The organism is Ruegeria sp. CL6 (genome assembly GCF_056536465.1).
On the sequence record NZ_JBQFPR010000003.1, the window covers coordinates 457483 to 471373 of the forward strand.

General features: G+C 60.4%; 13 protein-coding genes. 10 read left to right on the plus strand and 3 right to left on the minus strand.

Annotated elements, in window-relative coordinates; genetic code table 11:
• The first annotated feature begins 159 nt into the window (after positions 1 to 159).
• The 6 genes from ACR0LH_RS11835 to ACR0LH_RS11860 all read left to right on the plus strand — a co-directional run bounded on the left by ACR0LH_RS11835 (position 160) and on the right by ACR0LH_RS11860 (position 7652).
• Positions 160 to 924, plus strand: coding sequence for a uracil-DNA glycosylase (locus tag ACR0LH_RS11835; RefSeq protein ID WP_480721168.1), 765 nt, complete (start codon positions 160 to 162; stop codon positions 922 to 924).
• Positions 924 to 1523, plus strand: a complete 600-nt coding sequence (locus tag ACR0LH_RS11840; protein ID WP_480721105.1) for a metallophosphoesterase family protein — start codon at positions 924 to 926, stop codon at positions 1521 to 1523. The genes ACR0LH_RS11835 and ACR0LH_RS11840 overlap by 1 nt, the downstream gene beginning before the upstream one ends.
• On the plus strand, positions 1520 to 2140 hold the full coding sequence (locus ACR0LH_RS11845; protein ID WP_480721106.1) for a LysE family translocator: 621 nt from the start codon (positions 1520 to 1522) through the stop codon (positions 2138 to 2140). Before ACR0LH_RS11840 ends, ACR0LH_RS11845 begins: the two co-directional genes overlap by 4 nt.
• A gap of 6 nt (positions 2141 to 2146) precedes the next feature.
• Positions 2147 to 2689, plus strand: a complete 543-nt coding sequence (moaB, locus tag ACR0LH_RS11850) for a molybdenum cofactor biosynthesis protein B (RefSeq protein WP_480721108.1) — start codon at positions 2147 to 2149, stop codon at positions 2687 to 2689.
• Positions 2690 to 2793: 104 nt separating this feature from the next.
• Positions 2794 to 4248: an RND family efflux transporter gene (locus ACR0LH_RS11855; RefSeq protein ID WP_170696593.1), complete on the plus strand. Its 1455-nt coding sequence runs from the start codon at positions 2794 to 2796 to the stop codon at positions 4246 to 4248.
• A 5-nt stretch (positions 4249 to 4253) separates the two neighbouring features.
• Positions 4254 to 7652 carry an efflux RND transporter permease subunit gene (locus ACR0LH_RS11860; RefSeq protein WP_480721109.1) on the plus strand — a complete coding sequence of 1133 codons (3399 nt, stop codon included), beginning with the start codon at positions 4254 to 4256 and terminating at the stop codon, positions 7650 to 7652.
• On the opposite strand, the gene ACR0LH_RS11865 is transcribed toward ACR0LH_RS11860, so the two are convergent.
• The gene (locus tag ACR0LH_RS11865; RefSeq protein ID WP_480721110.1) at positions 7649 to 8068 is read right to left on the minus strand and encodes an NUDIX hydrolase; all 420 of its coding nucleotides are present in this window, start codon (positions 8066 to 8068) and stop codon (positions 7649 to 7651) included. The genes ACR0LH_RS11860 and ACR0LH_RS11865 overlap by 4 nt on opposite strands.
• A 5-nt stretch (positions 8069 to 8073) precedes the next feature.
• Complete coding sequence (locus ACR0LH_RS11870; RefSeq protein ID WP_480721169.1) at positions 8074 to 8886, minus strand: protein-disulfide reductase DsbD domain-containing protein; 813 nt, start codon at positions 8884 to 8886, stop codon at positions 8074 to 8076.
• 145 nt (positions 8887 to 9031) lie between these two features.
• Between ACR0LH_RS11870 and ACR0LH_RS11875 the strand changes: the two genes are divergently transcribed.
• Entirely contained in the window at positions 9032 to 9586 is a 555-nt protein-coding gene (locus ACR0LH_RS11875; protein WP_170387396.1) for a YqgE/AlgH family protein, read from the plus strand.
• Here ACR0LH_RS11875 and ACR0LH_RS11880 read toward each other — a convergent pair whose 3' ends face one another.
• On the minus strand, positions 9587 to 10537 hold the full coding sequence (locus ACR0LH_RS11880; RefSeq protein ID WP_480721112.1) for an L-threonylcarbamoyladenylate synthase: 951 nt from the start codon (positions 10535 to 10537) through the stop codon (positions 9587 to 9589).
• Between the two features lie 137 nt (positions 10538 to 10674).
• Between ACR0LH_RS11880 and ACR0LH_RS11885 the strand changes: the two genes are divergently transcribed.
• From ACR0LH_RS11885 to ACR0LH_RS11895, 3 genes are read left to right on the plus strand one after another with little or no spacing between them, the layout of a single operon-like run.
• Positions 10675 to 12378, plus strand: a complete 1704-nt coding sequence (locus ACR0LH_RS11885; RefSeq protein ID WP_480721113.1) for an acyl-CoA dehydrogenase family protein — start codon at positions 10675 to 10677, stop codon at positions 12376 to 12378.
• Entirely contained in the window at positions 12378 to 13424 is a 1047-nt protein-coding gene (locus ACR0LH_RS11890; protein ID WP_170804533.1) for an MBL fold metallo-hydrolase, read from the plus strand. Before ACR0LH_RS11885 ends, ACR0LH_RS11890 begins: the two co-directional genes overlap by 1 nt.
• 4 nt (positions 13425 to 13428) lie before the next feature.
• A complete protein-coding gene (locus ACR0LH_RS11895; RefSeq protein WP_170387405.1) occupies positions 13429 to 13878 on the plus strand; it encodes a DUF6173 family protein in 450 nt (149 codons plus the stop codon).
• The last annotated feature ends 13 nt before the right edge of the window (positions 13879 to 13891 follow it).

The following is a 13891-nucleotide window of genomic DNA, read 5'->3' on the forward strand; positions in this document are numbered from 1 at the left end:
AGCTGTGCAAAACCCGGGTCGCCGAGAGGGATCAGCAACATCGCAATGGCAAGGAATCGTAATAGGACCAACATGAATGGGGCAATGCTGGGCGGGACGGGCCATCCGATCAAGTGCTATTCGCTTTCCCTCGGTCAAAAGGTGGTTAGATTGAGAGCTATGGAATCGGCTTTGGACTATCACACGGCGCGGGCTCTGCTGGAATGGCAGATTGAACTGGGCGCAACAGATGCGATCGGGGATGCTCCGGTGGATCGCTATGCGTTGCCGGACACTGCGCCCAAGGCCAAAAAGCCCAAAGCGGCGCAAACCGCGCCCGAAAAACCGAAACAGGTGGACCCGGTTGCCGTTGCCAAGGCCGTCGCCGCCAGCGCAGGGTCGTTGGATCAGTTGCGCAGCACGATGGAGGCGTTCGAGCATTGTGATCTGAAGCGCGGGGCGCGCCAATTGGTCTTTGCGGATGGCACACCGGGTGCGCGGGTGATGATCGTCGGAGAAGCGCCGGGTCGCGAAGAAGACCGCGCGGGCAAGCCTTTCGTGGGGCGAGCGGGCCAGTTGCTGGACCGGATGCTGGCCGCGATAGATCTGGACCGTTCGGAAAACGTCTATATCACCAACGTTCTGCCTTGGCGCCCGCCCCAGAACCGCGACCCGAACCCGCAGGAAATCGGTATGATGCAGCCGTTTCTGGAACGCCACGTGGCGCTGGCCAAGCCGGACGTTCTGGTGGTCATGGGCAATATCAGTTGTCAGGCGGTGCTGGGCAAGCGTGGGATCAATCGGCTGCGCGGCAAGTGGGATCAGGGGTTTGACCTGCCGGTGATTCCCATGCTGAAACCCGAAGACCTGATGCGTCAGCCGCCGTTGAAACGGCAGGCATGGGCGGATTTGCTGGAGTTGAAAGCCTGGCTGGAGGGCACGTGATGCGTATTCTCGCGTTCTCGGACCTGCATATGGCGCGCAACCGCGCGGCCGAGATTGCCGCGGCCAGCGCCGAGGCTGATCTGGTGATCGGTGCCGGTGATTATTGCAATATGCGACAGGGTCTGGATGAAGCGATGGCGATGCTGTCGGAGATCTCCGCCCCGCTTGTCCTGACCCCCGGAAACGCCGAAAGCGCCGGAGAGTTGATGGATGCCGCACCCGAGGGTGTCCATGTTCTGCACGGATCGGGGATGACTGTGGATGGCCTGCGTCTGTTCGGCCTTGGATACGGTGTTCCTGTCACGCCGTTCGGAGAATGGTCCTGTGACCTGTCGGAATCCGAAGCCGCCGAGTTGCTGGAGCGTTGCGACGCCGCTGATATCCTGATCACTCATTCCCCGCCCAAAGGGTATGGCGATACGACGTCAATGGGCGATGCGGTGGGGTCGGTGGCCGTGCGCGACGCGATCGAGCGATTGCAGCCGCAATACTCTCTGCACGGTCATATCCATGACAGTTGGGGCTATCGCGGCACCATCGGGCGCACGCAGATTGCCAATCTCGGCCCCAAAGTGAACTGGTTCGAGGTGATCACATGATCGAAACGGTGACGTTGCTGGCGTTTATCCCGGCGGCCATGGCGCTGAATTTCACGCCGGGGGCCGACATGATGTTTTGTTTCGGACAGGGGCTGCGGTCAGGTGCGAAACCTGCATTGATAGCCAGTGCCGGGGTGTCGGCAGGGCTGATGGTTCACGTGTTGCTGGCAGGGCTTGGCCTGGGTGCTGCCGTGTCCACCCTGCCGTGGCTGTTCGACGTGATCCGCTGGATGGGCGTGGCCTATCTGATGTATCTGGCCTGGGGCGCGATCCGGTACGGTGCGGTCCCAGACGACAAACCAGCCAAACCAACGCGATACGCGTTTCGGGACGGGCTGGTCGTGAACCTGACCAATCCCAAAGTCATTCTGTTCGTGCTGGCGTTTATCCCGCAATTCGTGAATCCGGCCATCGGACCGATCCTGCCGCAATTCCTGATCTTGGGCGTGATCATCGCGCTGGGCGGTTTCGTCGTGAACGGGATGGTTGGAATTTTTGCAGGCGGCGCGGGGCGGGTGCTGATCTCGAACCCGCGTGCCTCTCGTATCATGGGATGGGTGACGGGCGGGATTTTCACGGCCCTTGCCCTTCGACTTGCCATCATGGAAAGGGCCTGACGCCGGATGTCGCGTATTGACGAAACCTTGGAATTCATCCCTGTCCGGATCGCCGTTTTGACCGTATCGGACACGCGCGCGCTGGACGAAGATCGCTCGGGCCAGACACTTGTCGACAGGATCGAACGGGCTGGCCATACAGTCGCGGATCGCAAGATCATCCGGGATGAGCGTCTCGAGATTTCTGCGCAGTTGCGGAGCTGGGTCGCGGACCCGGAAATCGACGTCGTGATCTCGACCGGCGGCACCGGACTGACCGGGCGCGATGTAACAGTCGAGGCGCATCGCGACGTTTATGAGAAAGAGATCGACGCGTTTGGCACTGTATTCACCATTCTGTCGATGGAGAAAATCGGCACTTCGGCGGTGCAGTCTCGGGCAACGGGCGGTGTGGCCGGAGGAACCTACCTGTTTGCGCTGCCCGGCAGCCCCGGCGCGTGCAAGGATGCGTGGGACGGGATTTTGGAAAAACAGTTCGATTACCGGCACCGGCCCTGCAATTTCGTGGAAATAATGCCCAGATTGGACGAACATCTGCGACGGAAGTAAACTGTTCGCACGTTCAAGCGTTTAAACGGACTTTGTAGCTTGGCAATTTTGACGGCCCGGCTACCTTTTGCAGATAGCAGCCTGATGCAACCGGGGAAAAGTGAATGCGATTTCTGAGGCAGAGCCTTGTCGGTGTGTTCCTGGCGTCTGTGACGCTGGCCCTGCTATTTGTGGCCGTGCAGATGATCTCGGGCGCTGTTCAGGATGTGCTGACGCGCGACGATGAGCCTCCGCAGGCGCGTGAGCGTGTGTTTGCCGTGTCCGTCCAGCCAGCCGAGCTATCGACCGTCACCCCTTATCTGGAAGCTTTCGGCGAAGTGCAAAGCCGCAGACGGCTGGAACTGCGTGCTGCTTTGGGTGGGCGTGTGATTTCGCTGTCCGAAGATTTCGAGGACGGCGGCGTGGTGACACAAGGTGAAGTGCTGGTCGAACTTGACCCCGCCGATGCGCAATCTGCACTGGATCGGGCAAAATCCGATCTTCTGGACGCCCAGTTCGAGGAACGCGATGCCGAGCGGTCTTTGCTGCTGGCGCAGGATGAACTGAATTCGGCCGAGGCGCAGGCGGGTCTGCGCGGTCGTGCCTTGCAGCGCCAGAAAGACCTGCAAAGCCGGGGCGTCGGAACCCCGGCGGCCGTGGAAGAGGCTGAACTGGCCGAGGCTTCCGCCCAGCAGTCGGTGTTGGCGCGACGGATAGCGCTGGCTCAGGCGGAATCGCGTGTGGATCAGGCGAGCACTCTGCTGGCGCGCGCGCGCATCGCGTTGGAGGCCGCTGAACGCGATCTGGATGACATGACCGTAAGGGCGCGGTTTGGCGGCACGCTGACGGATGTGACACTGGTCGAAGGGCGCTTGGTGTCCGCCAATGAAAAGCTGGCCGAACTGGTCGATCCGAATGCGTTGGAGGTGGCGTTCCGCGTTTCAACCGCGCAATATGTGCGCCTGCTGGACGCGCAGGGCGCGTTGATCAACGCGCCGGTTACTGTATCGCTTGAGGTCACGGGCACCGACCTGATGGCGCAAGGACGCATCAGCCGCGACAGCGGGTCGGCCGGTGAAGGGCAAACCGGGCGGTTGATCTACGCCCGTCTGGACGATGCATCCGGGTTTAAGCCCGGAGATTTCGTGACGGTCACTGTCGAGGAACAGCCGTTGGACAACGTGGTGCGTCTGCCCTCGTCGGTTCTGGATGCGGTCGGCACGGTCTTGGTGCTGGGCGAAGGGGATCGGCTTGAGGCGCTGCCTGTGCAGCTTATTCGCCGTCAGGGGGATGAGGTCCTGCTGCGCGGTGAGGGTCTGGAAGGTCGCGAGGTCGTGGTCGGCAGAACGCCCTTGTTGGGGGCAGGTGTCCGGGTGCGGCCCTTGCGGGTAGAGGCCAACGCCGGCGCCACGGCCGAAATGGTCGAGCTGACCGAGGAAAAGCGCGCCCAGCTCATGGCGCAGGTCGAGGCCAGCGACCGTATGCCAAAGGATGTAAAGGACCGAGTGCTGGGGCAGTTGCGCGAGGCCACAGTCCCGGCGTCGCTGGTGCGGCGGCTTGAAAACCGGGCAGGGGGATAGGCCCGATGATGCGCGAGATTCCCAGCGCGGCGGGCGGCATTCTCAGCTATTTCACGCGACACAGAACGGTGGCCAACCTTCTGTTGCTTGTCATGCTCGTTCTTGGGGCCGCAGCCATTCCGAACATGCGGGCGCAGTTCTTTCCAGACGTGATCCTGGAACGGGTCGACGTCAATGTCGAATGGGAAGGTGCTGGCCCCGAGGACGTTGACAATGGCATCGTGCAGGTTCTGGAACCAGCGCTTCTGGCCGTCGAAGGCGTTGCCAGCACCGAGGCGACTTCACGCGAGGGGCGCGCGAGCATCCGCTTGGAGTTTGAGCCGAACTGGGACATGTCCCGCGCGGTCGAGGAGGTCAGAACCGCGGTCGATGGTGTCAGCAACCTGCCCGAAGACTCCGAAGAACCCACAATCCGCCGAGGCGCCTGGAGGGATCGCGTGACCGACGTGGTGGTCACCGGTCCGGTTGCGCCGGACAATTTGGCCAAGTTTACCGACGAATTGATCAACCGTCTGTTTGCCGTGGGCGTCACCCGCACGACAATCCGGGGACTGGCGGCTCCTCGGGTGGTGGTCGAAGTGCCGACCGCTCAGCTTATCGCCAATGATATTACCTTGTCGGAAATTGCCGCCGCCATTTCTGCAGAGGTGACAGCCAACCCCGCTGGAGATGTGACCGGGGCCAATGCGCGTATTCGGACGGGAACAGAAAAGCGGACGCCAGAGGAAATCGAGGGTATTCCTCTGCGCAACTTTGCCGACGGTTCCAAGCTGTTGATCGGAGATGTGGCTCTGATCCGGGTCGAAGGCGTGAACCGCAACCGAAGCTATTTTGTTGGTGAGAATCCGGCCATGTCCGTGCGTGTCGATCGCTCGAACCTGGGCGATGCGATAGAAATCCAGCGCACGGTTGAGGATGTCGTGGCCGAGATGCAGGCCAGCCTGCCCGAAGGTGTGACGGTCGAGCTGATACGGACTCGCGCACAGGCGATCACCAATCGATTGGATATTCTGATTGATAACGGCCTCGTGGGTCTGGGGCTGGTTGTTTGCCTGCTGTTCCTGTTTCTGAATGCCCGCATCGCGTTTTGGGTCGCGGCGGGTATTCCGGTGGCCATGTCGGCGGCCATCGCCTTCATGTATATCGGCGGGCTGTCGATCAACATGGTATCCCTGTTCGGCCTGATCATCACGCTGGGCATCGTTGTGGACGACGCGATTGTCGTGGGTGAGCACGCAGACTTTCGCGCGCGTCGATTGGGAGAAGCCCCCGTTGTGGCCGCCGAACGCGCGGCGCGGCGCATGGCTATGCCGGTCTTTGCGGCGACCCTGACAACCGTGATTGCTTTCTTCGGGCTGACCGCGATAGGGGGCCGGTTCGGAGAGTTGATCCGCGACATCCCCTTCACTGTCATTGCGGTTCTGATCGCCTCGTTGATCGAGTGTTTTCTGATCCTGCCCAATCACATGGCGCATGCCATTGCACATTCGGCCAAGGAACATTGGTATGATCTGCCCAACCGCGTAGTAAATCGCGGGTTTCGCTGGGTGCGGGACCATCTGTTCCGCCCGCTGATCGCCTGGGCGATCTGGGCGCGCTATGTAGTTGTCGCGGTGATGCTGGTCTTTCTGGCCAGCCAGATCGCGCTTTTCATCCGCGGCGACGTGAACTGGAGGTTCTTCAACGCGCCCGAGCGAGGTTCGGTCACGGGCAACTTCATTATGGTCGAAGGGGCCACGCGCGTGGATACACTGGCCATGATGCATCAGTTGCAACGTGCAACCGAAGAATTGGGTCAGATCTACGAGGAACGGCACGGGCGGAACCCGATCGATTATGTGCTGGCCGAAGTCGGTGGCTCGGCGGGGTTTGGACTGTCGGCAGCTGACGGCAAGGACTCCGACTTGCTCGGCGGTATTTCCATCGAACTGATCGATGCCGATCTTCGTCCGTATTCCAGTTTTGAGTTCGTAGGCGAGCTTCAGGAATTTGCTCCGCTCCACCCCAAGGTTGAAGTGCTCAGCTTCCGGGGCTGGCGATCCGGGCCGGGCAGCGACGCCATTGACGTGCAGTTTTATGGTGCGGACGTGAACACGCTCAAGGCCGCGTCCGAGGACTTGCAGGTCGAGTTGTCGAAATACTCCGAGGTTTCGGCACTGGAAGACAATCTGGCCTACGACAAAGAGGAATTCATTCTGGATCTCACGGCGCAGGGTCAGGCGCTGGGCTTCCGGATCGAAACGCTGGGTCGCGTGCTTCGGGATCGCCTGAACGGGATTGAGGCCGCCACCTTCCCCGACGGTCCGCGCAGCGCCGAGATTCGTGTGGAACTGCCCGAAGGCGAATTGACGGCGGATTTCCTTGAGCGGACCCTGATGCGCACCCCGGACGGGATATATGTGCCGCTGGCCGACATCGTTTCGGTTCAGCGCAAATCGGGCTTTTCGACTGTTCGGCGGGAAAACGGTCTGCGGGTGGTGTCCGTGAATGGTGACATTTCCGAAGACGACCCGGCCCGAGCCGCGGAAATTGCCCGTGCGCTGAGCGAGGAGATTTTGCCCAATATTGCCGCCGAACGGCAGGTCGAATGGACAATGGCGGGCCTTAGCGAGCAGGAGGATGAGTTCCTGACCGAGGCGCGGACAGGTCTGATCTTGTGCCTGACCGGAATCTATCTGGTGCTGGCCTGGGTTTTTGCCAGTTGGACACGGCCGCTGGTTGTCATGGCAATCATACCCTTTGGTTTGGTGGGCACGATCTGGGGGCACTACATTTGGGATGTACCGCTTAGCATGTTTACCGTGGTGGGCCTGCTGGGGATGACTGGGATCATTATCAACGACTCTATCGTTCTGGTGACGACGATTGATGCCTATCAGAAGGACCGCGGACTTGTTCCGTCGATCATCGAGGGTACAGCGGACCGTTTGCGTCCGGTCATGCTGACGACACTGACGACCGTTCTGGGACTGACCCCTCTGTTGTACGAGGGGTCCCAACAGGCGCAGTTTCTCAAGCCGACAGTGATTACATTGGTCTACGGGCTTGCCTTTGGGATGTTGCTGGTTCTGCTGCTGGTCCCTGCATTGCTGGCCATCCTAAACGATCTTTCCCGCCCCATGACGGCCATGCGGCGGGCGTTGCGGGCACCGGATCGCGTTGTTCAAGGGGCAATTTTCGCAACGGGGCTGGTCCTTTTGCTGTGGTTCGGGGTGACGATGGTCTGGCCTGCACTTCTGGGCGCACCGGTCGGGCCGCTGTCCGGGTTTTATGCTGGCGAGGACGGGTTGGCGGTATTGCGGATGGGGCTCGGACTTTTCCTTGCCGGAGCACTGCTGATACTCGTGCTGTCGGTCGCACTGTCCAGCCTGTTTTACATCCGTTTCAAAAGGCAAATGGCCTAAAGTTGAGCCAGCGCAGTTTCCAGAAGGTCACTGACCCGGTTGCTCATCGGCAGATCGCCGCTGCGAATTTGATCCAGCGGAAACCAGCGCGCATCCAATGCGTCGTCCCCCGCATTGGGTTGCCCCGAGCGGTATTCGCAGGCAACGCCGACCAGAAGGTAATGTGACAGCACAGCGCCTTGGCTGTCCCGGCGCAGCAGGTCCAGATTGTCCAGATAGCGCAGGGGCGCGGCAATGACCGAGGTTTCCTCGAATAGCTCTCGTTGTGCGGCCTGCAGTACGGTTTCACCCCATTCCACATGACCACCGGGAAAACCCCAAAGCCCCGCATCAGGTTGCTTGCTGCGCTGGACCAGAAGCACATTTTGATTGTGGACAACAACGGCCAGTGCGCCGATTTTCGGAGTTTGCGTCATTCTGGTCAGCCTGCGCTGCACCCTTGAATGTCAACGGCATGACTCGCACCCAAGACGGTGATCCGTATTTCGGATCGATCCAGCGCGAAAGGACCGCCGGATTCGCTGATCACCTCGGAGGTGGCGACCAGCGTATCGCCCTGCCGTACTGTTTCGGGGGGCGAGGCCCACAACGCCGGATTACCGGGTTCGATAACGGCGACCTCACGCCCTCCGGCCGAGGGCATGGTAACGCGAGCCTCGATCTGCATACCATCAGGCGTGGGTGTCAGGTGGCAACTGGTGCGCGAAACACGCGCTTCTTTCGCCGAGAAAGGGCGCTGGGCGAGCGCGGCGGCAATCGCGGGATTGCGACCCGCGTTCGCGTTCAAGGTATGATCGAAATCCAGTTGCTCGGGGATGCAGACATCTTTGCAAACGCCCAAATCCATCGTTCCACTTAATCGCACGGGACGCGAAGGGTTCTTTGGGGTTATCTCAACCGGAAGGACCAGTTGATCCTCGTACCCGATGGACTGCAGGCCGTTCTGGTCGAACACATGGGGCGCGGGCCAAGTGATCGACACGCCCCCTACATTGTCCGAACCGTTCCAGTTGAACTGAGGCGGAATCCCCGCGTCTCCTGGTGCGCGCCAGTAGGTTTTCCACCCGTCTTTCAAGGTCACGCGCAGCGCCCCAAGGTAATTGCCCTTTGCCGTGCGGCCACCGTCCAGAATGTCCAGTTGTGCCACGTCCCCCTTCACCTGTGCTGTTACAGGGCCGGGTAAACCAAGGCTCAAGGTCAATGCGAGCGTCGAAAATGTCACCTTTGCGATCATACCCACAACATGCGCCGTGTCGGGTCCGATTCCAAGTCACGTTCCGGTCACTTGAATGAAATCTGCGGAAATCTTCGTTGATCCCTTGCCAATACCGGCCCCCCGGGGCCATTGTTGAGGGGTATTCAGCAAGAGATGTCGTTTTATGGACCTGACCGGAAAACTGTTGATTGCGATGCCTGGCATGGGAGACCCGCGCTTCGATCATTCAGTGGTCTATATATGCAGTCATGGTGACGACGGGGCGATGGGGCTGATCGTGAACAAGTCTTCGGACCTGCGGATCAAAACCTTGCTCGAACAGCTCAATATCGCCTGCCAGATTCCGATTGTCGGCGAGCGGCTGGTTCACTTTGGCGGCCCCGTGGAAATGTCCAGAGGGTTTGTGCTGCACAGTTCGGACTATGACGCCAACCTGCATTCAATGAAGATTTCGGACGATTTCAGCATGACGGCCACTTTGGACGTGCTTGAAGACCTGGCCTCGGGGACGGGACCGCTGAACTCGACATTGGCGCTGGGCTATTCCGGCTGGGGTCCGGGGCAGCTTGAGGATGAGATCGCAAAAAACGGCTGGCTCACGGCCGAGGCGTCATCCAAGCTGGTTTTCGACATTCCCGACGACGAGAAATGGGAGGCCGCGCTTGCCACGTTGGGTGTGGACCCCCTGACCCTGTCGGCCAGCGCCGGGCGCGCCTGATCAGCTATCGCGTGGCGCGGCGGCGCGGCGCAGACGATCGTTGATTGCGGCCCCTAGCCCATGATCCGGGATGGGTGACACCGCGATGGGTCGGCCAGTGTCATTCAGGTTGTGCAGGGCGGCAAAAAGATTGGCGGCAGCTTCGGTCAGGTCACCGTCCGGCGACAGGTTCAGATCGCAGTCAACCTGTCCGAACCCCAACAAAACCTCATCGCCTTGCGTTTCGCCTGCGTTCAACCTTACCGGCGCGTCGGGTGCATAGTGCGACTGCAACTGTCCCGGTGCTGTCAGGGTATCGCCGGGCTTATGAAAGTGCAGTCGCGTTTTCAGTACGGCTTCGATTTGCTCTAGCGCCACACCTCCGGGGCGCAGAAGGGCGGGGTCACCCGCCAGCCCGACGATCGTGGACTCCACCCCAACCCCGCAGGGTCCATCGTCTAGAATGGCAGCTATGCGACCGCCCAGTCCGGCCCGCACGTGCTCGGCCGTGGTGGGGCTGATCTGGCCCGAGGGATTGGCCGAGGGCGCAGCGACCGGTCCGTCAAATGCACTTAGCAATGCACGCGCCGACGGATGTGCCGGAACGCGCACAGCCAGAGTGTCCAATCCGGCGGTGACCAGCGAAGATACGCCATGACCCGCGCGCAAGGGCAGAACCAGTGTCAGTGGACCAGGCCAGAACGCCCGCGCCAACTTGTCGGCCTGATCGGACCACTCGACAAATCGTTGGGCGGCTTCGACCGAAGCGACATGCGCGATCAGCGGGTTGAAACTGGGGCGTCCTTTTGCTGCATAGATGCCAGCCACGGCTTCACCGTTGCGTGCATCTCCGCCCAGCCCGTAAACTGTTTCGGTCGGAAAGGCGACCAAAAGACCCTGTCGCAGCAGGTCCGCAGCCTGCGCGATTCCGCGGGAGTCCGCGCTAAATTCCCGAGTGCCGTTAGGACTCATGGGCGGTGACGCCGCGTTTTGATTGCGTGTAACATGGGTAAGGCTACGTAATCGTTCAATCCCAGATGCATAAAGACTGAAGGTGGAAATTCCAACCCCGTCAGCGTAAACCGAATCAAACAACTCCGAGGGAAGACATGCCGTACCGCGCGCCAATCTCCGATTATGAATTTCTGTTCCGCAATGCCATCGGTTTCGACCAGATCGCTGCGACCGAGAAATTCTCGGAAGCCAGTGAAGATGTCGTCAGCGCCATCCTGACCGAAGCTGGCAAATTGTGTGAAGATATCATGGCGCCGCTTCAGAGACCTGGCGACCTGGAACCGGCCCGACTGGAAAACGGTGTGCTGCGCACGTCGCCCGGATACGGCGACGGTTGGAAAGCCATTGCTGAAGGCGGCTGGATCGGAATGAGCGCCGATCCCGAATATGGTGGCATGGGCCTGCCGATGACTCTGACCACTGCCGTCAACGAGATGATGAGCGCGGCCTGCCTGTCGCTGCAACTGGCTCCGTTGATGACACAGGGCCAGATCGAGGCGCTGGAACATCACGCCAGTGACGCGTTGAAAGACCTCTACCTGCCCAAGATGATCTCGGGCGAATGGTCGGGCACCATGAACCTGACCGAACCGCAGGCCGGTTCGGACGTTGGTGCGCTGACCTCAAAGGCGGAACCCAATGGCGATGGCACCTATGCGGTGTCGGGCCAGAAGATCTATATCTCTTGGGGCGACAACGATTTCGCCGAAAACATCTGCCATCTGGTTCTGGCACGCCTGCCCGATGGTGTGCCGGGCACGAAAGGTATTTCTCTGTTCCTGGTGCCCAAGTACCTGCCGGACGAGAATGGCAATCCCGGCGTGGCCAACGATCTGAAAGTGGTCTCGCTAGAGCACAAGATGGGTCTGCACGGGTCGCCGACCTGTGTGATGCAGTATGACGGCGCCAAGGGCTGGCTTATCGGCAAAGAGCACGGCGGCATGGCCGCGATGTTCACTATGATGAACAACGCGCGTCTGGGCGTCGGGGGGCAGGGCGTTGGCGCGGCCGAAGGCGCTTATCAACATGCGCTGGAATACGCGCTGGAGCGTAAGCAGGGTAAGACACCCTCGGGCACCATCATTGATCACGCAGATGTACGTCGCATGTTGATGGGGATGCGCGCCGATACGTTTGCGGCCCGCGCAATTATGCTGGCGAATGCGTCCGCGATCGACATGGCCTCGGCCACTGACGATCCCGAATGGGTCGCCCGCGCGGCTTTGCTGACACCAATCGGCAAGGCGTTTGGAACCGAAACCGGAATGCGCGTGTCGGAAACCGGCGTTCAGGTGCATGGCGGCATGGGTTTCATCGAAGAAACCGGCGCTGCGCAGTATTATCGCGATGTCCGCGTAACCGCGATTTACGAAGGCACCAACGGCATTCAGGCCATGGACCTTGTTGCGCGTAAGATGATGGATGGCGGTGAAGCGGCCGGACGTCTTCTGGACGAAATCGAAGATCACGCCGAAAAAGCGCGCGCGACGATGCCTGAACTGGCCGGACCTGTTTGGGAAGCCACCGAAAGCCTGCGGGAAACAACCGAATGGCTTGTGTCGCAGACGGACATGAACACGCGTTTTGCCGGTGCCGTGCCCTATCTGCACGCCTTCGCGCGTGTTCTGGGTGGGCATTATCACCTCAAGGCGGCTTTGGCCGAACCGGAAGGTCCACGCTTTAAGCTGGCGCGCTACTATATCAATGCGCTGCTGCCTGAGTTTGCCGGTCTTCTGGCGCAGGCGCAGAACGGGGCGGACGATATTTATGCCCTCAGCGCAGACGAGCTGGCAGCCTGATGGACGGCGATACCCCTCTGGCGATCCGCTATCCATGGCCCGAGCCTCCGGCCCAGGGCGAAGCGATCGAGGTCGCCGAGGGTGTGCTGTGGATGCGGCTTCCGCTGCCGATGGCGCTGGATCACGTCAATGTCTACGCTCTGGATGACGGTGACGGATGGACGTTGATCGACACGGGGTTTTCATCGAAGAAAACCCGCGCGATCTGGGAAACGCTTTTGGCGGGTCCGTTGCGCGGTAAACCAGTGAACCGGGTTGTGGTGACGCATCACCACCCGGACCACATCGGCAATGCGGGTTGGTTCCAGTCTGAACACGGCGTGGAACTGATCACGACCCGCACCGCCTGGCTGTTTGCGCGAATGCTGACGCTGGATGTGCAGGAAACCTGGCCCCAGGAAACGCTGGATTACTATCGCAGCGCAGGCATGGCGCCTGAAATTCTGGCCAAGCGCATGACCGAACGGCCCTTCAACTATTGCGATACGGTTTATCCGATGCCGCTGGGTTTTACCCGGATCAAGCAGGATGGCGTGATCCGCATGGGCGGGCGTGACTGGGTCGTGCATATGGGCAATGGCCACGCGCCCGAACATGCCACATTCTGGAGCTGCGACGACAATCTGGTGATTACCGGGGATCAGATTCTCAGTTCGATCAGTCCCAACCTTGGCGTCTTTGTCACCGAACCGATGGCCGACCCGGTCGCCGAATGGCTAGAGGCGTGCGAGCGTCTGCAAGGTCTGGCCCGGCCCGATCAACTGGCGCTGGGTGGGCACAAGCTGCCATTCACTGGGTTGCCGTTGCGGATGAAGCAACTGATCGACAATCACCACAGCGCGCTGGATCGCCTGCAAGACTATCTGGATACGCCCAAAACCGCCGCCGACTGTTTTGTCCCGCTGTTCAAACGCAAGATTGGCGAGGGCGAATACGGGCTGGCCTTGGTCGAGTCGGTTGCACATCTCAACCATCTTTACCACATTGGTGCTGTCACCCGGACGCGCCGTGCGGACGGGGCGTGGGAGTTTCAGCGCAAAGGGTAAAGGCATGGACAAGATCGAAACCTCAGCCGAGGCAGCGGAATCCGCGGCCCTTCCCCGGTGTTACGAGGTGCATGCCAATCCCAACGCGAAATCCGGTGCAAAAGACCTGCCCGATCCGCTGAAAGCACCGGTTGAAACCAAAAGCCCGGCGCAATGGGCCTATGAGCGTCTGATCCTGTACATCCAGAATTTTGAACAAACATTGGATAGCGACCACGAGATCGCGATGGGTTTTACCGGCGGTGATGCGGGTGTCATGCGGATCGAAGGGATGGGATATTTCGACCCCGATGTCATCACCTTCTACGGCTCGGACGCGACCGGGGCACGAACCCAGCTTGTGCAACATGTGAGCCAGTTAAACGTGATGCTGCGCGCCTTGCCGAAATCGGTCGAAGACAAACCCGCAAATCGCATCGGGTTCCGGCTGGCGGCAAATCTGGAAGAAAGCTGACGGCCTGACTTGC